At 39.3% G+C, this 24,566-nt stretch carries 13 protein-coding genes, 2 tRNA genes and 1 riboswitch; of the genes, 9 read left to right on the top strand and 6 right to left on the bottom strand.

The genetic code is table 11. From position 1 onward, the window contains the following. Positions 1-10: 10 nt before the first annotated feature. The 5 genes from GJU39_RS14320 (at position 11) to GJU39_RS14300 (ending at position 3,379) form a co-directional block, all read left to right on the top strand. Positions 11-85: transfer RNA gene (locus GJU39_RS14320), tRNA-Val, on the top strand. 135 nt (positions 86-220) lie between these two features. Beyond that, positions 221-295, top strand: a tRNA-Val gene (locus GJU39_RS14315). Between the two features lie 646 nt (positions 296-941). After that, positions 942-1,853, top strand: coding sequence for a UbiA prenyltransferase family protein (locus GJU39_RS14310; protein ID WP_167515693.1), 912 nt, complete (start codon positions 942-944; stop codon positions 1,851-1,853). Between the two features lie 66 nt (positions 1,854-1,919). After that, positions 1,920-2,546: a class I SAM-dependent methyltransferase gene (locus tag GJU39_RS14305; RefSeq protein WP_154281568.1), complete on the top strand. Its 627-nt coding sequence runs from the start codon at positions 1,920-1,922 to the stop codon at positions 2,544-2,546. A gap of 71 nt (positions 2,547-2,617) precedes the next feature. Continuing rightward, positions 2,618-3,379, top strand: a complete 762-nt coding sequence (locus GJU39_RS14300; protein WP_154281566.1) for an NAD(P)/FAD-dependent oxidoreductase — start codon at positions 2,618-2,620, stop codon at positions 3,377-3,379. A gap of 148 nt (positions 3,380-3,527) precedes the next feature. Here GJU39_RS14300 and GJU39_RS14295 read toward each other — a convergent pair whose 3' ends face one another. The 3 genes from GJU39_RS14295 to GJU39_RS14285 form a co-directional block, all read right to left on the bottom strand. Continuing rightward, complete coding sequence (locus GJU39_RS14295; RefSeq protein WP_154281564.1) at positions 3,528-5,186, bottom strand: RagB/SusD family nutrient uptake outer membrane protein; 1,659 nt, start codon at positions 5,184-5,186, stop codon at positions 3,528-3,530. Between the two features lie 11 nt (positions 5,187-5,197). After that, on the bottom strand, positions 5,198-8,275 hold the full coding sequence (locus tag GJU39_RS14290) for a SusC/RagA family TonB-linked outer membrane protein (protein WP_154281563.1): 3,078 nt from the start codon (positions 8,273-8,275) through the stop codon (positions 5,198-5,200). Between the two features lie 518 nt (positions 8,276-8,793). Beyond that, a complete protein-coding gene (locus GJU39_RS14285; RefSeq protein WP_154281561.1) occupies positions 8,794-10,248 on the bottom strand; it encodes an amino acid permease in 1,455 nt (484 codons plus the stop codon). Between the two features lie 469 nt (positions 10,249-10,717). Here GJU39_RS14285 and GJU39_RS14280 point away from each other — a divergent pair, with 469 nt between their 5' ends. The 3 genes from GJU39_RS14280 (at position 10,718) to GJU39_RS14270 (ending at position 15,236) form a co-directional block, all read left to right on the top strand. Then, a complete protein-coding gene (locus GJU39_RS14280) occupies positions 10,718-11,062 on the top strand; it encodes a PadR family transcriptional regulator (protein ID WP_154281559.1) in 345 nt (114 codons plus the stop codon). 12 nt (positions 11,063-11,074) lie between these two features. Beyond that, entirely contained in the window at positions 11,075-12,694 is a 1,620-nt protein-coding gene (locus GJU39_RS14275; RefSeq protein WP_154281557.1) for a PspC domain-containing protein, read from the top strand. Between the two features lie 88 nt (positions 12,695-12,782). Continuing rightward, positions 12,783-15,236 carry an outer membrane beta-barrel family protein gene (locus tag GJU39_RS14270; protein WP_154281555.1) on the top strand — a complete coding sequence of 818 codons (2,454 nt, stop codon included), beginning with the start codon at positions 12,783-12,785 and terminating at the stop codon, positions 15,234-15,236. A gap of 295 nt (positions 15,237-15,531) precedes the next feature. On the opposite strand, the gene GJU39_RS14265 is transcribed toward GJU39_RS14270, so the two are convergent. The 3 genes from GJU39_RS14265 to GJU39_RS14255 all read right to left on the bottom strand — a co-directional run bounded on the left by GJU39_RS14265 (position 15,532) and on the right by GJU39_RS14255 (position 20,789). After that, the gene (locus tag GJU39_RS14265) at positions 15,532-18,174 is read right to left on the bottom strand and encodes an alpha-L-arabinofuranosidase C-terminal domain-containing protein (RefSeq protein ID WP_245227908.1); all 2,643 of its coding nucleotides are present in this window, start codon (positions 18,172-18,174) and stop codon (positions 15,532-15,534) included. Beyond that, on the bottom strand, positions 18,150-19,211 hold the full coding sequence (locus GJU39_RS14260; RefSeq protein WP_154281553.1) for a glycoside hydrolase family 43 protein: 1,062 nt from the start codon (positions 19,209-19,211) through the stop codon (positions 18,150-18,152). The genes GJU39_RS14265 and GJU39_RS14260 overlap by 25 nt, the downstream gene beginning before the upstream one ends. A gap of 315 nt (positions 19,212-19,526) precedes the next feature. Next, on the bottom strand, positions 19,527-20,789 hold the full coding sequence (locus GJU39_RS14255) for a peroxiredoxin family protein (RefSeq protein ID WP_154281552.1): 1,263 nt from the start codon (positions 20,787-20,789) through the stop codon (positions 19,527-19,529). A gap of 133 nt (positions 20,790-20,922) precedes the next feature. Continuing rightward, positions 20,923-21,029, top strand: a riboswitch (SAM riboswitch). A 355-nt stretch (positions 21,030-21,384) separates the two neighbouring features. Between GJU39_RS14255 and GJU39_RS14250 the strand changes: the two genes are divergently transcribed. Then, entirely contained in the window at positions 21,385-24,558 is a 3,174-nt protein-coding gene (locus GJU39_RS14250) for a SusC/RagA family TonB-linked outer membrane protein (RefSeq protein WP_154281550.1), read from the top strand. Positions 24,559-24,566 lie beyond the last annotated feature (8 nt).

Raw genomic sequence — 24,566 nt, 5'->3', positions numbered from 1 at the left:
CAAAAGGAAAGGGAAATTAGCTCAGCTGGTTCAGAGCACCTCGTTTACACCGAGGGGGTCGGGGGTTCGAACCCCTCATTTCCCACACAACTTTCAAGGATTTGAAAGATTATTAATAATAAAAGCCTTTTCAAAAAAGGGAAATTAGCTCAGCTGGTTCAGAGCATCCCGACATTATCAGTCGGGAGGGTCGGATTTAAAGGAGTTAATAGTAAGATCAGGGAAATTAGCTCAGCTGGTTCAGAGCACCTCGTTTACACCGAGGGGGTCGGGGGTTCGAACCCCTCATTTCCCACACTAAGCCTTTCAGGAAACTGAGAGGCTTTTTTAGTTTATATGATTGATTTTTCTTTTAGAAGCAGTGGCTTAGCCTTAAGGGGTTTTATAGCGGTCGCTATAGTTCATTGCTGTCGTCCTGATGTACGAAGCATCTGAAAACAATGAAGTCCGAGCCATCATTTACTAAATAACAGAATATTTTAAGTTGCTGAAATTAATGAGGTATTCTTGTCTTTGCCGGACGGGCTTATTCCCTATTGAAACCAAAAGGAACAAAAGTGCCGGCTCGCAATTATTCATATAGTTTATATGTTTTTAATGGTATTCATGAGGGCTACGCCGTTTTTCTGTTAAAGTTAGGGGTAGGCCCAGATAGTGCCATCCCGAAAAATTGACCAGGCCGTTCGAATAGCAGATGCCAGGTGGTTATTACAATTGCTATTTCCCTCTTTTTTAAAGGGATGCCCCCAGGGTGGGGTGGTTAATTCGATTTACAATTTACAAGTAGCAAATGCATTAAAGACAACCAAATGGCATCGAATCTTACTTAATCACTAAAATCAACTTTAAAAAAATTAATATATTATTTTCTTTAATCTCAAACTTCCAAGCCAATTATTCAATTTTATATCCGAAATTGGCGATTAAAAAATGGTGCTTTAATGTTGAATAAAATTGTTCGGTTTATTTTCTTCGGGAATTACTTTGTCGGCATTTTAGCAGTGGCGTTAACCGTGGAGGCAACCTACCAGTTGCGCCTTCCCTTCAATTCTCTGAATTATTACCTGTTGCTTTTTTTAGCACCAACTATCTATTACATCTACGCCTATAATAAAGTCTCTAATCAGCCCTCAGCAACTAATCTCAGAACACAGTGGTATTTCGAACATAAAAAAATTATCGGCTGGAGTCAGCTTTTACTTTTTGTGTTTTGCATATTCTTATCGCTCAATTTGTTTTATCAAAATTACCAACATATCTTAAATCTTCCGGCTCTTTACTGGCTGGCAATCATTATTATCATTATCGCCGGAGCACTATATTATGGTCTGTTGCCCAGGTCATTTTTAAAATTTAATTTGAGAAACACCGGCTGGCTCAAGGCTTTTGTAATCGGTTTTGTGTGGGCATGTTGCGCCAATGTACTGCCCTTGATTATGCTGAAAATCGAAACCGGAATCGGTTATCATGACTCTGTTTTGTGGACCTGGCTTTTCATTAAAAACTGGATGTTTTGCACAGTTAATGCTATTATTTTTGATATCAAAGATTATCCTACTGATGCAAATAAACATTTGCGCACTTTCGTGGTACGCTACGGACTCCGTAAAACTATTTTCAGCATCTTAATTCCGTTATTGCTGGTTGGTTTAATTTCATTAGGTGTTTTTGCAGACTATAAGGGGTTTGGGCTGCCACAGGTGCTATGTAATGTGTTGCCCTTCATGTTAACCATTTACGTTGCGTATTCCATGCATCGGCGAAAAAATATCCTTTACTATTTAATGGTGATTGATGGCTTGATTTTGTTTAAGGCTTTGTGTGGAATCATCGGCATGCAGTTTGTTCATTAAGTAAAACCCAGCCTTTAGATAAGGTTACTGAGCATACGTAATTTAACGCTTTAAAATATTAAGCACTTGGTCAACAACTACGATAAAATAGCCAATCAATATGATTTCTTAAGCAGATTGGTGTTTTTTAAATCGCAGGTTCAGGCACAGACCGATCAGCTAAAATATATTTCCGGAAATAGTTCCATACTTATAGTTGGTGGTGGTACGGGATGGATTTTGGAAGAACTTGCCAAAGTTCATCCCTCTGGCTTGCATGTGGTATATGTCGAAATCTCACAAAAAATGATTGCACTTTCGCAAACGAGAGATTTTAAAGACAATAAAGTAGAATTTATCAATCTCGGAGTTGAGGATTTTGAGACTGATCAACTTTTTGATGTGGTTCTAACCCCATTTCTGTTTGATAACTTCGCTGAAAAGCGGGCCGGAAAGGTTTTTCATTTTTTAGATAATCGACTCAGGAAACCTGGCCTTTGGTTATTTGTTGATTTTTCATTAAATTCTAAAAATGGTAAATGGTGGAAATCACTCCTGTTAAAATCAATGTACGCTTTCTTTAAAATGATTGGCATTGTCGAAACAAACAGACTAACTGATATACATCCCTGGTTCAAAAAAAAAACTTATACGTTAGTTGATCAGCAATTTTACTATGGAAGTTTCATTTCAGGAACTGTATATAAAAAATAATATGACAATTAAATAATGCAACTTTATTGCGTTTAATGAATTCTATTTCGATTTTTGATTAAAAATTAGATATGGATTTTGATGTAATCATAATTGGCGGAAGTTACGCGGGGTTGTCTGCGGCTTTGGCATTAGGTAGAGCAACCAGAAAGGTGCTTATTGTAGATTCGGGCAAGCCCTGCAACAGGCAAACCCCACATTCACATAATTTTCTTACTCACGACGGCGATAAGCCTGCTGATATTTCAGCAAAGGCAAAAGCAGAGGTTCTTAAGTATCCTACCATAAAATTTATGGATGGTTATATTAATCAGGCAAGGAAAGTAATGGATGGCTTTGAGGTAGTACTGGGAACTGGAGAAGCCTTTTCATCCAGGAAAATCTTAATGGCCACGGGGCTGAAGGATACACTTCCAAATATTAAAGGTTTTGCAGAATGCTGGGGAATTACCATTATCCACTGTCCGTATTGCCATGGTTATGAAGTGAAAAATGAAAAGGTTGGGTTAATGATGAATGGCGATCATGCCTACGAAATGGCCAAGACAATCAGCTTATGGAATAGCGATCTAACGCTGCTAACCAACGGAAAGTCTCAGTTAACAGCAGCACAAACTGAAAAGTTAACCGCTAAATCAATAAAGATTATTGAAGAAAAAATTGTAGAAATCGCACATAAGAATGGTATTCTGGAAAACGTAATATTATCAACAGGAGAGCAGGTAACTTTAAAAGCACTTTATGCCCGTTCGGAAGTTTCTCAGCACCAGGATTTTGATGTGCAATTAGGATTTGGGTTAACAGACTTTAACACCATAAAGTATCGTTTTTAGTGGTTTCAAGCCAATAAAGGTGTATAGATTATGGTGCATATCTTTATTTTGGATGTAGTTGTTTCGTAGTAAGTTAAAAGTAGTTCCGGTAAAACATAAGAAGCATTAACCTGAAATTTTTCAGGTTAATGCTTTATTGTTGAAAGGTTTAGTAACCAGGGTTTTGTGCAAAAGGGCCACCATTAAGGTCGATTGCCCTGCTTGGGATGGGTCTTAATAATTTCAGCTGTCCACCAGCGCCAGCAAAGGGATTAATACCCTTATCAAACCAATTGGTTTTAATGTCGCGGTTATAGAGTCTCGTTCTTTCCACAAGGGTTCCGGTTCTTTTTAAGTCGAACCACCTTTCATACTCGCCTACCAATTCTCTTGCCCGTTCATCAAGAATAAAATCGATGTTCACATTGGCAGCGGTAATAGTCATTTCAGCGGTTTTTCCAGGTTTAGCTGCCCTTCTTCTTACTTCGTTTATTCGGTCTGTTGCCAGGGAGAGATTTCCAGACTTTAGATAAGCTTCCGCTGCAATCAAATAAGTTTCGCCTAATCTGGCTAAAAATAAATCGCGGGTACTCGTTGCACCTCCAAACTGTGATTTTGGATCGTCAAATTTCTTCACTGATGGTGTTGCATTATCTAATACAGTACTTCGGGAAGCTTGCCATGCATTGGAATAGGGGATGATGGTGGTGGTTGCCCTATGTGTAGGATCTGCCGCGCGCCATGCCGCATCGGTTGTAGTATCCCATTTGGGTTTATAATAAAATCTGATGTTCAGGTTTGCCCGTTCTGCACTTCTATCGTAGTAATCATAATAACGTTGATACAGGTTGATCATAAAAGTGGCATCAAACCGGGCATCATTTTCGGTAAAAGTATTAAAGGTATAAAGTGTTGGTACCAACACGAATGCCCGGTAAGGGTAACCTTGCGCACCACCAGATCCACCCTGGTAAGGGCCGAAAAATGCTGCCTGGGTGTTACCACCCGTGGTTGCAGTAGGCAACGAAGCGGCATCGAACTGAACAGAAAAGATTATCTCCTGGTCTTTCTCATTGCCGGGGTAAAACAGGTTTTCAAAAGAAGTGGTTAACGTTCTTCCGGCAATTGCTGCATCTGCAAAGGTAGCTGCAGTAGCAAAATCCTGTGCAGAACCAAAAGATTCATATCCCCTGGTTAAATATACTTTTGCAAGAAAGTGGCGAACGGCTCTTTTAGTTACACGGCCAAAATCTGTAGTCGTTTCCGGAACCAAGGTAAGTGCCTCATTCATTTCCTTAATGATGAAATCGTAAGTTTCCTGAGCAGTATTCCGCTTAAATTGCTCAACTGGCGAATCAAAACGATCAGTTACCAAACTTACCCCACCGAAAGATTGTACCAGTAAAAAGTAATAATACGCCCGGATAAATTGTACTTCACCCTTTCTGATTGGCAAGGTAGCACTAGCCGCCGTATTGCTATTGAAATAAAGCGCCGTATTGCAAAGCTGAATAGAAGAATAAGTATTGGTGTAAAATGCGGTCACCTCTGCATTATCAGGGTTTAAATTTTGATATTCACTAATGCCTACAGGTTGCGCATCTCTTCCTTCTACATACATATCCGTACCTGCACAGAACACATATGGTGAACTGTAAACGCGCCGTAACGTAGCATAAGTAGAATTAATTAATTTTTCATATCCCTCTGCAGTTGCATAATATTCGTTGGATACAATATTGGATTTATTTTCTTCTTCTAAAAACTTCTTACATCCCGTAAACGAGCAGGCAAGAATGAGAAGGGATAGTATAATTTGCTTTTTCATGATACCTTTATTTAAAATTTCAGGTTAATGCCAAGTTGGTAAGTAATGGTACTCGGACCCGTATTGTTGATGTTTCCTACAGTTGTGTTTGTTTGTTCTAACGTGATGGAAGGATCGATGCCACTTGCACTTTCCGGGTCAAAACCATCATAATTTGTCCAGACAACTGGATTTAGAACATTGGCATACACCCGCAAACTTTTTATTTTAAGTTTCTCAATCAGCTTGCTTGGTAAGGTATAACCGAGTGAGATGTTTTGAATCTTAACAAATGAAACATCTTTGTAATACCCAACTCCTGCAACGCCATCCCAATACGGGCCAATGTTATTTGGTTGCGGGTAGGAATTCGAGCTTCTTCCCTGCGTTACTGCATTTGCAGGCATGTAATAATCGTTGTAGATTTTGTTTGTGCCACGATCATTGTAACGGGCGAAAACACTGTGAAACGCACTGTAAACCTGCATGCCTTGTCTCGCAAATAGCGATGCCGACAAATCAAAAGCTTTATAAGTAAACTGCGTAGAGAAACCGCCCGTCCATTTCGGATCTTTCTGGCCAATAATCGCCCTGTCATTGGTGCTGCTGATTTTTCCATCACTGTTTAAATCTTTAACCTTTGCCTGACCAGGAAGCTGACCATAAGTTAACGCCTGTGCACGTTCACTTTCCTGCCAGATACCATCAAAAACATAAATATAATTTACATTAATTGGTTGGCCAATAAACCAGGAATTCCCTATTAAATCTTGTTTTTTATCTAATAAATCGATAATGGCATTTTTGTTTCTGGCGAAGGTGAACGAGGTTGACCAGGTAAAATCCGGAGTAGAAACGTTCACTGTTCTCAATGAAACTTCGATCCCTTTATTGCTTACTGATCCTACGTTATCTTTGATGGAGGTATAACCTGTCTCCAAAGGTAAATCCCGGTTCAATAATAAACCTTCGGAGAGTTTATCATACAAATCGATGGATCCTGAAATTCTGTTTTTTAAGAAGCCAAAATCTACACCCAAATCGAATTCACGGGTTCTTTCCCAGGTGAGCGATGAATTGGGGAGCCTGCTAGGTGAATATCCTAAGGCAGGTGTTCCGCCGAAATCATAATAAGTTGGAGAACTTAAGTTCATTTGCGTTTCATATGGCCTGATGTTGTTATTATTTCCGGCGACGCCCGCACTAAACCTCAGCTTTAAATCAGATACGAAGGTTGCATTTTGCATAAAAGACTCTCTTGATATCTGCCACGCAATTGCTGCTGATGGGAATGAAGACCATTTATTGCCTTCAGCCAGTTTAGATGAACCATCCCAACGGTTAGCCAACGTTACAAAATACTTGTCTTTGAACGAGTAATTTACCCGGGCCAGGAATGACAGGATAGAGAACTGATTGAAATTACTGGAAGATAATTGTCTGTTATTTGACGAGCCCAAATTGTAGAAAGAAGAGTTGAAAGGTAAGTCATTTACTTTCGTAGTATCGCTCTCAAATCTATCTTTTTGCATACTATACAAACCTGTAAAGGCGAAATTATGCTCTTTTATTTTCTTACGGATATTAACCACATTATCAAAAATGTACGATTGCGATTGCTGATTGACACGTTGTGCATCAGGTAATAAGCCATCTCCAACGCCTGTTAGAGAACCCCAATACCTGCCGTTTCTAACAAAGTTTACACTTGGAGAAAAAGTAGATCTCACATCTATCCAGCTGGCAGGTGCATATTGCAGGTAAACATTCCCGACACCAAAATGTCTTCTTGTATTATTTTGCGAATTGGTAATCTCTAAAAGCGGATTTACAACACTTGTGAAACTGGATACAACGGATGATCCCGGAACTTGAATCTGGCCTGGTCTGAAAACGAGGTTTCCGTTAGCGTCATAGGGTTTGAAAATGGGCGCCATATTAAAACCATTTCTCACGGCATCATCACTTCCCCGTTCCGTTTCTGTAAATGAAAAGTTAATGCTCATTCCTGCAGAAAAACTCTTGTTTATCTTCCCGTCAACATTAATTTTAAAATTATACCGGCTTAAATTATCCTGTAAGAAATTACCTTTTTCATTTTGATAACCTGCACCAATGAGGTATTGAATGTCGTTATTGCTACTCCGGCCAGATGCCGTTACCCAATGGTTGGCCTGGATTCCATCCTGGATTACAAGGTCTTTCCAGTCGGTATAATCATGGTTAGCCACCGTTTGCAATACCGTTGGGTTATCTAAACTACCGATGGTATTGTTGAATGTTCTGCCGGCGATAATTTCTGGTGAAATGAAAGTGTTTTGCCTGTATTCCCACCATTCTTCGCCAGTCATAAAATCAGGCATTCTGGCCACTTTACGAACGCCAACATAGCCATCGTAAGAAATTGTTGCGCCGCTGCTTTTGTTGGTTGCACCATTCTTTGTGGTTACCAAAACAACACCGTTTGATCCCCTTGATCCATAGATCGCGGTAGATGCGGCATCTTTTAACACATCCATTTTGGCAATATCCTGCGGATTTAGGAAGTTAATATCTGATACGATTACACCATCCACTACAAATAGCGGTTGACCACCGGCCAGGGAATTTTGCCCCCGGATTTGGACATTGAAGCTCGCGCCTGCGCGCCCAGATCCTGCCGAAATATCAACCCCGGCAACTTGTCCCTGAACGGCTTGTAATGCGCTTACTGTTCCACGCTCGGCAATGGCATCACCTTGTACGCTACCTACCGCAGTAGCAACCTGCGATTTTCTCTGCGTTCCGTACCCAACCACCACTAATTCATTCAACTGACTTGCGGATTCTGTGAGGGTAACGGTAAGTGTTTTTTGTCCGCCGAGGGCTACTTCTTTATTGTTGTAGCCTACAAAAGAAAAAACTAATGTGGAATTGGGCGGCGCATCGAACGAAAAGGTACCATTTACATCTGTGGAGCCGCCAATTGCTGCACCTTTGACTTTGACTGATACGCCAATGAGTGTTTCGCCTTTTTCATCTATTACTTTACCTGAAATTCTCTGGTTTTGAGCCAGCAAAATAGTGTTAAACAATAGGGAAATGGCGAAAAAAAGTAATGTTTTTTTCATGGTTATTTGGTTAAAAATTGAAAATAGCCATTTGGGATGACTACTATATTTGGTTACTTATTTACAATTTAGCCAACCCATTTCAATTCCTAACTATAATATCTTTCAAAACTGTGCAATCGTTCCCGTAAAATTAATTTGAAATCATGACTCATTGGGGGAATAAATTTTGTCTGATTTTATGGAATAACGTTTTAGTATTACTTCGTTAGTCGTTTGGTTAGAGCCTGTAAACGTTTGAATATTGCAAACACGGTCGTCATGCCGAATTTAGTTCAGCACTTTTAAAAGAGTGTAGGAGTAGATTTTATTAAATGCTTCTGTTGAAATTCTCTACTGCGTTCTGCATGATCCTAAATACCCTGAACAACACGGTTTTTGCAATAGGGATCGTTATGCTGTGAGTGCAACGAAAACAAAAAAAAACACCATGCCGGAGGTCCCGTCATTTCGAGTGCGGCCGAGAAATCTTTAAACCTTATTAGCGGGATCGCGATACCGAATTAGTTCAGTGCTTTTTAAAATTCTCCTTTTTTTTCAGATTCAACATTCAGTTTGCTATGCTTTTTACCATACCAAAAGTATATTACCAGGCCAATTACCAGCCAAACGCCTAACCGCAACCAGGTTTCCCAGGGTAGAAATACCATCATGGCAATACACGTTAATGTCCCAAGAATTGGAATCAGAGGCACAAACGGAACCCTAAACGGCCGCTTCGCTTCCGGGTTGGTTTTTCTTAAAATTAAAATCCCAACACATACCATTAAGAAGGCAAGCAATGTTCCGATACTCGTCATTTCTCCTACTACATTCATCGGTACAAATGCGGCAAAAAGCCCGATGAAAATACAGAGAATGATATTTGATTTCCAGGGTGTTTTGAATTTACTGTGCACATCAGAAAACATTTTGGGCAATAATCCATCTTTACTGATTGAATAAAACATCCGCGACTGCGCCATTAAATCGATCAGAATCACAGAAGTATAGCCAATTAAAATGGCCAGTATAATCGCCTGACTTAACCAGGCATATGGCGTTTTTTCAATTGCGATGGCCACCGGCGCGCCACTATTTGCAAACTCTTTATAGTTTGCCAAGCCAGTCATTACGTGGCCGAATAAGCCAAAAAGCACGGTACAAACCACTAAAGAACCAATAATTCCGATAGGTAAATCCCTGCCCGGATTTTTGGTTTCCTGAGCAGAGGCAGCAACAGCATCAAAACCGATAAATACAAAGAATACGAGTCCGGCGCCACGCAATACCCCACTCCAGCCAAACTGGCCAAAAGTACCCGTATTTTCCGGAATATATGGATGATAGTTAGCTGGGTCTATATATTGCCAGCCTAAGGCGATGAAAACCAGCACTACGCCAACTTTTAAAAATACAATGATGCCATTTACAATTGCTGATCCTTTAGTGCCGCGAATTAAGATAGCGGTCATTAAAACCACCACCAATGCTGCAGGGATATTTACAATTCCGTTTACAGTTGATCCATCTGCAAGTTTTGCAGTCTCGAAAGGAGAGAGGGTAAGTTGTGGGGGTAAAAATATGCCCAGACTGCTTAGAAATCTGGTTAAATATTGCGACCAGCTAATCGCCACTGTTGCACAGCCAACGGAATATTCCAACACTAAATCCCAGCCGATAATCCAGGCGAAAAGTTCTCCCATAGTAGCATAAGAGTAGGTATATGCACTACCTGCAACCGGAATCATCGAAGCAAATTCTGCATAACAAAGTGCCGCGAAACCACAACCCAGTGCTGCAATTACAAAAGAAAGTGTTACCGCCGGACCAGAATGATTGGCAGCCGCCAACCCGGTAATGGAAAATAAACCTGCACCAAGCGTTAAGCCAACACCAATTAAAATTAGATTAACAGGTCCTAAAGTTCTTTTGAGCGTACCCTCACCGCTTTGATTCGCCTCAGCAACGATGCTGGCTATTGATTTTTTCATGAAACAAGTTAAAGAATTGCAAAATTATCAAAATATATTAAATCTATGGTGATTATATAGTATTGCTTTCTGTTAAAACCACAACCTCTTGATTTTACCGCTTTTTCATCCCCCGAAATATTAATCTATGTAAGATCATCTGGTTGCCTTTCATTTCACTTTCTGCTTCTTTTTCTGTTTTAAAAATTAACAATCCTTCCGATATCCGAAAGGAAAACCGATTTTTTTAACCTGAGATCTGATCAATTTAGCCGCTGAAACGTGTAGGTAAACGTCAAAATCAAATATAAATTTCGCCAGTTATTGAGGTGAAAAATGCTTCGATACTGCTAAAATTTCCATTCAAATTATCTTTGTAAATTTTTAAAATAAAAATAATGTACTGTCAATCAATTGTTTATAGGTTATTTTTAATTTAATTTAGTACTATGTATTGCATAGTACAAGATAAAACATATATCTTTGTATTATGATAGCAGAAAATACGCAAACGCAAATGCGGAAGGGAATTCTGGAATACTGTGTTTTATCAATTATATCTCGGGGAGAGATTTACGCTTCCGATATTATTGCTGAATTACGCTCGGCAAAATTGTTGGTTGTGGAGGGCACACTTTACCCATTATTAACCAGGCTTAAAAACAATGGTTTATTAAGCTACAACTGGGTAGAATCTACCTCAGGTCCGCCAAGAAAATATTATACTTTAACTGAAGTTGGTCGGCAAATTTTATCCAAACTAGATCAAACCTGGCAAGAACTTGCTTATGCTGTGGGCATATCGCAAAGTGGCGCTGATTCAAAAACCTCTTAACGCAACAAAGAAATGGAAAAGACCATCATCATCAATATAGGAAATACAATTATTCACATCGAAGAAAGTGCCTATGATACTTTAAAAGCTTATCTAAATGAAGTAAAACTCTATTTCGCCAACCATGCCGACGATTTAGAGATTGTTACAGACATTGAGAACAGGATAGCAGAATTGTTAACTGAGCAAATGGAGGCACAGAAAAAACAAGTGGTTGATGCTGCCGATGTACAACATGTAGTGGCGCAAATGGGGAGTGTAAAAGATTTTGATACCATTGAAGAAAACAATGAGGAACCTGCATTTCAACCCGATTATCAGCACCAGTATGCAGAGAAAAAATTGTACCGCGATATGGACGACCGTGTGGTTGCCGGCGTTTGCGCCGGAATTGCTCATTTTCTCAATACAGAAGCGAAATGGATTAGGGTTGCCGTTTTATTAATGGCCTTTTTAGGGGGCTTCGGGATTCTGGTTTATATGATCTTGTGGATCATTATGCCAAAGGCGAAATCGCGTGTAGAGAAAATGGAAATGAAAGGCGAGCCTGCAAACTTACAGGGATTTCAAAAAAATTTGGATGAAGAGTTGCAAGCGGTTAAGGAACGTTTAGGAGAAGTAAACAGGCACGCGCAACCGTTATTCGCCCGTTTCGGTATGTTTATCGGTGAATTTTTTGAATGGCTGGGCAGATTTATCTCCGGAAGCGGAAAAGTTATTTTTAAAGTGATTGCGGGCTTAATTATCATTTTTGGTGCATTTTGCTTGCTCGTGCTGATCATTACCGCCGCCGCTTTCCAGGGCTTTTGGGATTCAAGTATTTACGATTCTTTTCCTTTTTCCATTATCAACGATGGCAATAGAGGCGTAATACTTTTCAGCGCATTTATCGTATTTTTTGTGCCGGTTTTAGCGCTGGTATTATTCTCGATCCGCGTTGCATTTAACAAACAAGCCATTAATAAAACCTTTTCCTTTGCTTTATTAATTATCTGGTTGGCTGGAGTTGCCACTGCTGGTTACCAGGCAGCAAAAATTTCTTCAGAATTTAAACAACATGCCGAGCTGACGCAAACTGTCGACTTAAAATCTTTCAAAACCTATACAATTGATATTGATAAGAGTAAGTATTTTAGTAGAGAAGATAGTCTTGCTTACCACATCGATAGGAATAACAGGAATCAAATTGTGGTTGAAGATTTCGAACACGGGCCATTTGTTACTCCAAGTAACATCCGCATCAATATTAATAAAAGCGAAACTGGTGCAAGCAGAATTGTTCAGAAAAATGAATCTCAGGGTAAAACTTTTCCAGGTGCGTTGCAAAATGCGCAAAACATCAATTACACATATACATTGAAAGATTCTGTAATTGTTTTCAGTCCGCGGTTCCAGTTGAAAAAAGGTTCTATCTGGAGAAATCAGGAAGTACGGTTAGACCTGGAGGTTCCTGTAGGTACAAAATTAATTTTGAAGGACGTTGCATACGACTATATTAATAACACCTGGGCATGGGGCTGCGGCGATCGTGAGCATGATAACAATAACTTCAGCGTTTGGATTATGACGGAAGAAGGGATGAAGTGTAAGTATGAAATAGATCATCCGGAGGGAAATACAGATGGACAATAGATCCTGATTCAGCTTTGACAACTTTAACAAATGCTCATTTAAGAGTTGTCAAAGCTTTCATTAAACATATGCCTTAAAAAAAGAAATCATGAAAATATTATTTACGTTAATGACATGCCTGATGGTATGGGGGACTTCCTTTGCCCAAAAACTGCACACCATAACCGGAAAAATTATAGATGAAAAAGCGGTTGCCGTACCTTTTGCAGTTGCTCAATTGTTAAATGCATCAGATACTGCCAAAGTGAAAATGGTATCTGCCGATATTGATGGCGGATTTAAGATTGACCAGGTAAAAGATGGTTCCTACGTACTTTCGATTTCAGCGGTTGGCTTTAAAACGAAAAAGACAGCAATGTTTGTTTTGAATGGTGATTTGCAAGTTCCAATCCTAAAACTGGAAAGCGTTACCAGGCAACTCAATGAGGTAAGTGTAGCAGGTAAAAAGCCTTATGTTGAACATCAGATCGATAAAACGGTGTTGAATGTGGAAAATAGCATTGTATCTACAGGGAGCACGGCGCTTGAGTTATTAGAAAAGGCACCTGGTGTACAAGTCGACAAACAGAATGAACGGATTTTATTGAACAATAAATCTGGGGTGATGGTGATGATAGATGGAAAAAATAACTTTCTTTCGAACTCAGATTTGGCCGTTTACTTAGGGAATTTAACTAGTAGTCAGATTGCTACCATCGAAATTATTTCTAACCCTTCATCAAAATACGATGCGGCAGGAACTGCGGGAATAATTAATATCAAATTGAAGAAAAATAAGGCATTTGGCACAAATGGAAGTGTTTCTTCCACTTACAGGAACGCGATCATCGCAAATTTACCGAAAAATATTTATGGTTCTGATTTCAACTTCAATATTAATAACCGCAATAAAAAGTGGAACCTGTATAGTAACGCCAATGCATCTAAAAATAATAATTTTTCAAACCTGTTTTTAGAAAGAACTACCAATTCTGATGGATTGCAAAGCGCTTTTAATCAAAATTTCCAGAAAATATATACCGGCTCCAGGTTAGCCGCTAAGCTTGGCGCCGACTATTACCTGAGCGAAAAAACAACGATTGGGATAATGGTGGACGGTAGTACAAGTACCAGAAAACTCGATAATTTTTCGCAAACTTTTATTAATGAAGTCAGGGCAGGCGTAGCAAGCAATAATTCCCTTCAATTATATTCAGATGCCAATACGCCTAATAAAAATTATAGTGCAAACTTTAACGTTAAACACGACTTTAAAAAAGAAGGTGCCAGCTTAAACTTCGATATTGATTATTCGGGATTTAATTACACGGGCTTAGAGAATTTTGACACTGATTTTTATAACGAAAACGCAGTGGTCTATAATCAAACCCTTATTAGAAATGATAGTAAAACGGATATCAATATTTTAGCCTCTAAAGTTGATTTTACATGGCCAATATCTAAAACCACTAAGCTAGAGACGGGTTTAAAAACGAGCTATGTTGAAACAGATAACGATTTTCTATCTTCAGCATTACTGAATAATGAATGGCAAAACGTTGCAGGCCAGAGCAACCATTTTATTTACAAAGAGCATGTAAATGCTGCTTATGCAAACCTTTCTAAAGATTTGGGTAAATGGCAAATTCAAGCCGGGCTGCGGGCCGAACATACTCATGCTACAGGGGCTTTGATCACCAATAATACGGAAGCGGATCAAAAATACCTATCCTTGTTTCCAACAGTTTTTGTTAATCAAAAAATTTCAGAAAGTAGTAACCTGCGTTATACCTATGGAAGACGTATCGACAGACCTAATTACCAACAGTTGAATCCATTTAATTTCTATATGGATCCTTATACCATCCAACAAGGGAATCCTTATTTAAAGCCTCAGTTTACCAACAATTTTGAAGTCAGCTATAGCTATAAGAGCGGCTTTTCCATCTCGTTAGCGTATTCGAAAGTTAAAGATTTAATACTGGATAGTAAAACGGCACAAAATGACAGCACCCGGATTGTTACGGTTGGCCAGGGAAATATTGGAAGTGGCCAATACTATTCTGCCGGCTTATATTTCCCCTTGACAGTAACGAAATGGTGGAGTTTTCAAAACAATTTCAACCTGTTTTATAATAAGTTTGATGATAACAACCTGGAAGGAGCGCCTTTCGTATTAAGTAAGTTATCATATAACTTTAATATCTCAAGCTCGGTCACGCTGGCGGATAACTGGTCTATCGAAACTAACTTTTGGTTAAATTCTCCGAAGGTGAGGGGATTGGAGAAAACCATAATCTACCAATACGCCCTAAATGCCGGCGTACAGAAAAGCTTTTTAAATAAATCTTTGAAGCTTAAATTGAACATCGACGACATTTTTGCAACCAATTACTGGAAAGGTACTTTGGATTATCAAAACGTAAATTTGCGGGTTCAGAATAATTATATCAATAGAAGAGTCTCGTTTAATATCAGTTACAACTTTGGGAACCAGAATTTAAAATCAGCCAGGTCCAGAAATACAGCCAATGAAGAGATGAAGAACAGGGCGGGAGGGTAGTTGAGTTGGGAGTCCTTAGTCTGGAGTCTTAAGTCTAAGCCTTTAGTCATCAAAAAAGGATTATAAGACTATCATCAACATGATCATTGCGATGAGGTACGACGAAGCAATCTACTTTTGTAGATTCTTCGATAGAGATTGCTTCAGCAGATGAAGAATCTGCTTCGCAAAGACGGTTTTTTCCTTGGAGCTTCACTAAGGGAATCGTTATGCTGAATTTATTTCTGCCACTATTTTGATAAGCTCCCGAATCAAGTTCAGGAGGGCGATTCTAACTGAATTAAGTCGCTACATTCTATTTACTCAGTTTAATCTTCAGTACGGTAAAAGAATACGCCGGAAGTTTTAAGGGATCTTCAATATTTACCTTTGAAGTAGCAGGCATGATCAATCTTTCAGAGGGATTTCCGGAAATTTCTGTTTTTAATGCTGTTTTTTCAATAGTTGCAACTTCGCTGAGGTCAATTGAGGTATTCACAGAAACGGGTAAAAGATTAACCAGCTTAATGAATAATTCGTTCGTTTTGGTGTTTTTAACAGTCGAAATGGCAATTCTTTTGGCTACCTGATCCTGGTTGTTTGATAATTTTAATTCTGACGGAAGGTATTGATCTCCGGCATTGTTGCCATAAAGCTGCTGGATAAAATAGCCCGTAGTTGGCTTTACTTCGCTGTTGTTGAAATAAATTAAATCAGGATTCCACTGTGTATGTCCATCTTTTGCAATCAGCGGTGCATAAGAAGCCATACAGACCACATCGCCATTTCTTTCCAGTGAGGTTAAATATAAAGCTTCTGCTAAAGCTGTTTCCAGATTGGTTTTATTTCCTCCCGGAAGGCTTGCGGCATATTCTCCTAAATAAACTTTAGATTTTGACCTGTCGTATTGGTCGTAAAAATCTTGATTATTAATGAACCATCCCGGCGATTGATAATAATGTTCATCAATTATCGGCACTTTTAAATCCGTTGCAATTTTCCAGCCTTCTTCATAATCTGTGCCTTCAAAAAACGGTCCTGCGGTACCGATAATGGTAATTTCCGGATGCTTTTTTTGCAAAGCTTTGTAAATCAAGGTAAAGCGCTCTTTAAAAACCTCGGTAATCTGGTCTTCATTGCCAATGCCAATGTATTTTAAATTAAAAGGTTTCGGATGGCCCGCTTCCGCTCTTTTTTTGCCCCAGGTGGTATTTACATCGCCATTGGCATATTCCACTAAATCTACAATATCCTGAATGTATTGATCCATTTCTGCCATCGGAATTCCGCCTTGCTGGCCACCACCGCCTGTACCAGAATTTTGACAAGGCACTGCTGCCGCAATTACCGGAACGGGGGCTGCACCAATATCTTCGCAAAACTGAAAGTATTCAAAATAGCCTAAGCCCATGGTTTGGTGATAGCCCCAAAGGTTGCGGTCTGGCTTCCGTGCCTCTAAAGCACCGATAGAATTTTTCCAGTTGTAAATATTTTGAATACCATCGCCATGGGCTAAACATCCACCAGGAAAACGTACAAATTTCGGATGGATATCGGCAATTAGTGTGGCAAGATCTGCTCTAAGTCCATTTTTGCGGCCTTTAAATGTTTTTTGAGGGAATAAGGAAACCATATCAAAAGCAAATTTTCCGGTAGCCAGCGGAACGATTTCTATTCTAGCATCTGTCGCATTTGCAGCTGAATTGAAAATACCATTAACCTGTTTCCATGAAGAGGTGCTTTTTATTTTTAGTTTGCCTAAAATACCTTGTTTTTCGCTTACTAATCTGACTTCGAAACTGCCATTATTGCCCTGTAATTGTTTGCTGAAAATTGAAAAATTGTAATTTTCTCCCTTTTTAACTGCTATTCCATCGAAACCATTATTGGTAAGCGCAGCACCAGGAACTTTTACATCCAGAACCGCATAATGCAAATTGTTAGTATGAACCGGAGAAACAGAATCTATTTTTAAAACCGTTTGATCACCTTTTAGCGACCATGCAAAAGTGCTGTTCCAATCTTTGTCGCTGAATGATTTATCACTTGGTTTATACTCAAAACCACGATTTTGGATCAATTCGGCATAAAGGCCACCATCTGCTGCATAATTAATGTCTTCGAAAAATATACCGGTGAGCATATTGCTGATGGCTTTTGCATTTTTTGGCTGAAGGGTGATTTTTGCCTCAACTGGTTTTAAGCCTGCAAATCTTTGCACATCGTCTTTCGTGGTTTCAGTATTTTGTAGGGCTTTATATTGCTGCAAATCAAATACTTTTTGAAGTTCCTTGATGACAGACCAGGCAACACGATGTGTTTGACCAGTATGCTGACCTGAAATTTCTGCCGTTTGACTGCGATTTGTAAATGCAGAAAGTGGAATTTTTACGGCTTGGCTATAGCTGATAAAATCTTTGGTTTTAGTCTGAAAATGCTTGCCTTCAACATCTGCATAACTAATGGTATACAGATCCTCCACAGGATTATAATTAACAACAGGTTTAAGCACGTTTTTGCCTAAGGCAACGTAGGGATAATGCTGAGGGCTCCAATTGATTAAATTTTTAGAGGTAGCTACCGCAAATTGATTGGTTTTATCATTTAAACTCCAGGTGCAAACCCATTCACCATTTCTTCCTTTGATTAAATAAGGTGAAACCATCTTTTTTTCACTTCCCCATCTGCCATAATCGCTTTTTAGAAACAGGTAACCTTTGCCAATTGTTGTCCAGTTGGTTTGATCGCGGCTCCAGGCGAAACGTAAGCCATTTCCATTATAAGAAAATAGATAAACAGAATCTGGCTCATCAGTTAACTTATTATCTTTTGCCCATAAACTGGAAGATAAAAAGACTGATAATAGCAGGATGGATGATATAAGCTTGTATCGCATGGTTGTTTGTAATTGATTTGGGATGAGATAGTTTTTGGTTAAAATTTCATATCCAGCTTCCATTGATTAGCTAACCTCTGTGCCTCTTTTTGGGTAAGATGAATTACGGCGCAATGTTTTGGAGAAACAAAATTGGTCGATTTCATTACACCTTCATTAAAATGCCCCAGGTTTTTAAAGTTTACAAAATCTGTGGTTTCACTGAACCCGAAGTTATGTGGATTGATGCGATAAATGTCGTAAATGAGGTGCCACTTTTTCTGACCAATAAGTTTGTAAACAGTTGGCGCCTCGCAGCCTTTTTCTTCCGGATCATACCATTTGTCATCATATTTGTATCCCGAATTGATGGTATTTGATATTGCTTGTTTCACACCGGCCGTTCCGTCATGAGGTACATAAAACATATGATATTGATTTCCAACCCTGGTGATGTCTGCATCAATGTAGGCAACATCTTTAGGGTAAGTAAATAATAATTTTGGCGCAGTTTCCAGCTTGGTGAAGTCTTTATCCATATAAGCATAGTACACTTTATCCTTTCCGGTGCCAAAACGCATAGTGAAATAGATCATGGTTTTCTGTGCTTTTTCATCATAAATAAGTTCAGGTGCCCAGGCACAACCAATATCAGAAAGTTCAGGAAAAGCCTGATCTACCCGCAATACCTGGTGCGACCAGTTAATCAGATCTTTCGATTTCATCAAAACCAGTCCGCGATTATTACCCCAGCCATATTGCTTGCCATCACGTTCCCATTCTGTTAAGCGATAACCCATTTTTTGTGCATAGATGTGCAAATCGGTTAAGGCCAGGTAAAACGTACCATCGGGTGCACGGTAAATGTATGGATCTCTAATTCCTTTTTGTTCGGCAATGGTATCTCCGGCAATTATGGGTTTGGCGTTGTTGATATCTGTAAAACGGTAGCCATCTTTACTTAAAGCCATGTAAAGCCCGTGGGTATCATCTTTGAAGTAAACCATCAGGTAGGCGGCCATGTCCTTTTCTTTCGGAATTTTTGTTCTGATTTGGGCAAGCGCAGCCGAGGACGGAAAAATAAAAAGGAGTAATAATGGGAGTTTAAAAAGGCACTTCATCGGTCTGCAATTATTTGGTTAGGAATGCGATGACCAAAATAAATAATAATCGTTACTTTAACGATTATTATTATGGTTTTATTTTTTTAGTAATTTGATAGAGGCTAAACCGCATTTGGTGATAAGATAGTTGCTGAAGTAAATTCAGCATTACAGCTCCTCGTCGGGCGTCCTCCTGAACTTGATTCAGGATCTATTTCTATTGTGGTTTGGAATTGTTCACAAGACAAGTGCTGAAATAAACTCAGCATCACCATTCATTGTAATGATATCCAAAACTTCTTAGCTGCGTCAGGAAAGCCGTTCTATAGCAACCTATTCTTTCAAGAGCGCATCAATTTCTGTATTAAACTCTTTCACAAAATCAGTATAGTATTTTCCGGTCGCTGGTCCGCTGTAACCGGTATGGATTTGCGCAACCTCTCCTTTTTTATTAATAATGATCGTGGTTGGAAAAGAAAGGAAATTACTTAAGGCCGGCAATGATTCTGCCACCAGTTGTTTATCTGGCTTACCTGCAATCACCTGGTCGTACTGGATATCAAATTTTTCTCTGAATCTGTTTAATGCTTTACGTACATAAGCAGAATCAAGTTGTCTTTCGTAATGGATCCCGATTACTTCTACACCGCGTTTGCGATTTTCTTTGTACCAGGGTGCAATAAAAGATGCTTCATCCACGCAGTTCGGGCACCATGTTCCTGTGATGGTTAATATTACCACCTTGTTTTTAAATTTTTCATCACTTAGTGAGATTTTCCTGCCATTTACATCAGGGAAAGAGAAGTCCAGTGTCTTGTAACCATCTTTTAAATAGGTTAGTTTGTAGGCGTCCGGCAACGCAGCATTTTCATTTTGTTTTCCGCTAAATGGCGTATTTCCCCTTGCGCTTACCACTTCTCCGGTAATTGTTCCGTCTTTCGTAAAACTTCCTTTGTAATAAGATGGCCCGGAGCCAATAAAGCTTGATAAATAGAAATCGTTGCCTTCAACTATTCCCTCTAAATAACGGGAGTCGCCGGTAATACGTAAAAAAGTTCCGGAGATTTTGTTGCCTTCTTGTTTAAAAAGTCCGACTGCATTTTCGTCTTTCCCGGCAGGAGATTTAAAAGTAACATCATACTTGCCAGAAAAATCTGCAGTAGCTGTTTTGCCTGTAGTTTTGAATCGGTAATCTTTCCCTTTCGTTGCACTTACCGCTAAAGGCGTTCCGGAATGATCTTGTTTTCTAAGCGTTCCAATTAGCGAATCTCCTGAAATTTTAAAAGCGAGCTCATTATCAAACTGATCCAGAGGCACTAAAAGTGAATCTGCAGTCTGCCTTACTATTCCCCCCTCAAAACGTTCTTCAGCATTTAAAAAAACTAAATGAGGTTTGTCGGTTTCCTTGGTTATTTCAAAATTAAATGGGACTTCTACGCCTGGTTTAATTTCGAAAACACCACGCCATTTGCCATTTGAAACAAAGGCAGTATTCAATTTCTGTGGTGCAGGTAAACTTTTTTTGTGTGTTTGTGCTTGTAAAGTCTGCGAAAGCGTGAAAGCAAATAGCAGAATAAAATAAGATTTTATATTCATGGGATGTTTCAATCTATTGATTATGCCACAAATGTAAGCATGAAATGAATGGAGAAAAAATATTTTCAATAAAATCTATAGAATTTGTAGTCATTATGATTTTTATATTATCTTTGCGCCAGTTATTTTAAAATACTTATCAAGAAAGGTGGAGGGAATGGCCCTGCGAAACCTTAGCAACCAGCCTTAAAAATGGATATGGTGCTAATTCCACCCCAAGTAATTTGGGTTAGTTAAGTCAGATGAATGCAAATTATTAAAGATAATATATGAGAGCACTCCTGATTTAATGGGCGTGCTTTTTTTATAAGCCGGTTTCGCAAAACCTGATAAGTATAGATGTAGCGTTAATAGAAACTAGATGGAAAAAACTAACAAAGAACAATCAATTCAAAGCGTAAATTTAAACACCTTCTTAATCCTTCGAATGTGCAAGGGTATTTGTTGCTGTAGCAGTTGATAAATACCATACTATCCATTTTAATTAAATAATTATTCACGTCTGTAAAAAAATCGCCCTGATGGCGAAGTGGAATTGCTTTGCCCGAATTTTTTGCATTCACCATTTTTAAATGATCATTAATCAACACTAATTATGTTTAAGAAAATAAAGCTGCCGGCGATATTCTTTTTGCTATTGCTTTCAAATTTCGTTCAGGCGCAGAATATTCCAGTGTCTGGAACGGTAAAGGGCGCTTCCGGTGAAACCCTGCCGGGCGTTTCTGTATTTGTAAAAGGAACTAAACAGGCCGTAACCACAGATAATAACGGTGCATTCAGCATCTCAGTCGCTGGGAAAAGTACTCTTGTCTTCTCGTATATTGGTTTTGCTACCCGGGAGATTGAGGTAACTGAAGCAACAAAAACGCTTGCCGTGACTTTGAGTGATAGCGATAATGCGCTTGATGAAGTGGTTGTAACGGCTTTGGGTATCTCCAGACAAAAGAAATCTTTAGGTTATGCCGTTCAGGAGCTAAAAGGCGAAAGCTTAACTGAAGCGAGGGAATCTAATCTTGTAAACGCACTCGCCGGTAAAGTAGCCGGGGTTAGGGTAACGAATAGTCAGGGCGATATGGGTTCTTCCCGGGTGGTAATCAGGGGCGAAACGTCTATCTCCGGGAATAATCAGCCATTGTTTGTGGTGGATGGGATTCCTGTAGATAACTCACAGCTCAACTCTGCAGGCGCGCGGGATTATGCCAATGCCATTTCAGATATCAACCCGAATGATATCGAATCAATCAGTGTGCTGAAAGGGCCGAATGCCGCGGCATTATACGGATCAAGAGCTGCTGCGGGTGTAATCATTATCAAAACCAAAACCGGTAAATCGAAAAAAGGCCTGGGCATTTCTTTCAATTCCAATGCAGTAATTGAGAGTCTGTTAACCTTACCAAAATATCAGGATGTATTCGGGCAAGGGTCTGAAGGGAAATTTAGCTATGTAGATGGAAAAGGCGCAGGGGTAAATGATGGGGTAGATGAAAGCTGGGGCCCCAGGATGGATGGCCGTTTAATTCCTCAGTTTTTTTCTAAAGGAGTAGCTGTTCCGTTTGTAGCCAACCCGGATAACGTAAGAGATTTCTTCGAAACGGGATATTCCTTGGCGAATGGTATATCTATCGAAGATGCGAGTGATAAGATCGACTACCGTTTATCATACAATAACCTGAAACAAGTAGGCATTGTGCCCAACTCTGGTCAGGGAAAAAACTCTTTTGCATTAAATACAACCTTGCGGTTAACACCAAAACTTACCATCACGGCAAATGCAAACTATAGCAAGCTTGCTTCTGATAACTTGCCCGGTACTGGTGGTTCAAGATCAACCAGTACCATGCTACAGTTTGCCTGGTTTGGGAGACAAGTAGATATTAATCAATTGAAAAATTATCTGGATGAGAATGGAAATACCTTCAATTGGAACAATAGCTATTATAGTAATCCTTATTGGGTAGCTTACGAAAATACTGTTGCTCAAAACAGAAACAGGATTATTGGAAGCGTTGGCTTAAACTATAAAATCATAGATGGCTTAAACTTCAACTTCCGTTCGGGAACAGATTATTACAATGATCGCCGGAAAATAAAAATTGCCTATGGTACCAACGGAACACCATTTGGCTCTTATACTGAAAGTGCTTTTACGGTAAATGAAAACAATACGGATGCAACTTTAAGTTACAACAAGCAGTTGAATGACGACTTCAGTTTAGAGGCTTTGTTGGGTGGAAATATTCGTTCGAGGTACATTGAACAGAATGATCAAAGTGCCCCACGTTTGGCCGTTGCAGGTTTATATACCTTGAGTAATTCGAGAGATCCTTTAACTTCATCCAATAATTATAGCGAATTAAAATCCTATAGTGGTTATGCATCCGGGCAAATTGGATTTAGAAATTACCTGTTCGCAAATATTACGGCACGTAACGATTGGTCTTCTACTTTGCCAGCACAAAACCGGTCCTATTTCTACCCGTCTTTTAACGGAAGTTTTGTACTTACGGAAGCTTTCGATATAAAGAGTGAAGTATTGGATTATGCAAAAATCCGCGGAGGCTGGTCTAAAGTGGGTAAAGATGCAGATCCATACCGCTTGCTGAATACTTATACCTCTGGTGCGCCATTTGGAGCAAGTCCGCAACTTACCCCATCTGCCACCGATTTAAATCCAAATTTAAAACCGGAAACCACAACTTCGTCTGAATTAGGTGCAGAGGCCGTTTTATTTAACAAGCGACTACGTTTTGATTTAAGTTTGTATAACACCAATAGTTATGATCAGATTTTAAGTGTTGATGTAAGCCAGGGTACAGGTTTCAGATCTAAATTACTGAACGCAGGAAAAATTAACAATAAAGGAATTGAAGTGCAATTGGGTATTACACCGATTAAGAAGCAATTTACCTGGGATATTGATGTAAATTATGCAGCAAACAGAAGCAAGGTAATTGAATTAGACAAAGAGGGGTTATTAACAAATTACGTGGTCGCTACAAACTCGGCACAGGTAATCGCTGCCGTTGGCCAACCTTACGGAGCCTTATTTGGTAATGCCTTTTTAAGGGATGGCAGCGGAAATATTGTAGTAAATGCAACCGGCGCTCCGCAAACCGATCCAACCAAAAGGGTTTTAGGGAAATACACACCAGATTGGATCGGAGGAATTTACAATACCTTCAATTACAAAGGCTTTAGTCTGGGTGTTTTAGTAGATGCCAGTTTTGGAGGTTCCATTTACAACGGTACCTATTCTACAGGAACTTATACAGGTGTTTTAGCTTCAACTTTACCAGGCAGGGGTGCAGAATTTGGGGGGCTTTCCTATTATTACCCAGATAATAAAAAAGAGAATGGAACGGTTAGATTGGCTAATGGAACCAGTGCGCCCACCGGTACAACGGTTTACGATGACGGAATGATCTTCGATGGCGTTACTGCGGATGGAAAACGGAACGATAAAATTCTTTCTGCACAAACTTATTATAAATCTTTCCGTACCATAGATGAAGCCAATATTTTCGATGCTTCTTATGTGAAGCTTCGTGAAATTAAACTAACCTACAATTTACCGGCTAAATGGATTCGTTCATTGAACTTACAAGGCGTTTCAGTAGCCTTAGTCGGTAGAAACCTGGCTATTTTACATCGCAATACCGAAGACATTGATCCGGAAGTTGCCTTTAATACAGGGAACGGACAAGGTTTGGAAAGTTTATCAAACCCAACTACACGGACTTACGGAATCAACCTGAACATCAAATTTTAATTTTCCCA

The sequence above is a fragment of the Pedobacter petrophilus genome (assembly GCF_009674725.1).
Taxonomy (GTDB): Bacteria; Bacteroidota; Bacteroidia; order Sphingobacteriales; family Sphingobacteriaceae; genus Pedobacter; species Pedobacter petrophilus.
The sequence above is the reverse complement of the archived record's forward strand: the minus strand, read 5'-3'. Positions and strand labels throughout refer to the sequence as shown.

Bases quoted from the DNA above. Each gene is read 5' to 3' on its own strand.
- GJU39_RS14310 (WP_167515693.1), top strand. From the start codon at position 942: ATGTTGAATAAAATTGTTCGGTTTATTTTCTTCGGGAATTACTTTGTC.
- GJU39_RS14300 (WP_154281566.1), top strand. From the start codon at position 2,618: ATGGATTTTGATGTAATCATAATTGGCGGAAGTTACGCGGGGTTGTCT.
- GJU39_RS14295 (WP_154281564.1), bottom strand. From the start codon at position 5,186: ATGAAAAAGCAAATTATACTATCCCTTCTCATTCTTGCCTGCTCGTTT.
- GJU39_RS14290 (WP_154281563.1), bottom strand. From the start codon at position 8,275: ATGAAAAAAACATTACTTTTTTTCGCCATTTCCCTATTGTTTAACACT.
- GJU39_RS14285 (WP_154281561.1), bottom strand. From the start codon at position 10,248: ATGAAAAAATCAATAGCCAGCATCGTTGCTGAGGCGAATCAAAGCGGT.
- GJU39_RS14280 (WP_154281559.1), top strand. From the start codon at position 10,718: ATGATAGCAGAAAATACGCAAACGCAAATGCGGAAGGGAATTCTGGAA.
- GJU39_RS14275 (WP_154281557.1), top strand. From the start codon at position 11,075: ATGGAAAAGACCATCATCATCAATATAGGAAATACAATTATTCACATC.
- GJU39_RS14270 (WP_154281555.1), top strand. From the start codon at position 12,783: ATGAAAATATTATTTACGTTAATGACATGCCTGATGGTATGGGGGACT.
- GJU39_RS14265 (WP_245227908.1), bottom strand. From the start codon at position 18,174: ATGGAAGCTGGATATGAAATTTTAACCAAAAACTATCTCATCCCAAAT.
- GJU39_RS14260 (WP_154281553.1), bottom strand. From the start codon at position 19,211: ATGAAGTGCCTTTTTAAACTCCCATTATTACTCCTTTTTATTTTTCCG.
- GJU39_RS14255 (WP_154281552.1), bottom strand. From the start codon at position 20,789: ATGAATATAAAATCTTATTTTATTCTGCTATTTGCTTTCACGCTTTCG.
- GJU39_RS14250 (WP_154281550.1), top strand. From the start codon at position 21,385: ATGTTTAAGAAAATAAAGCTGCCGGCGATATTCTTTTTGCTATTGCTT.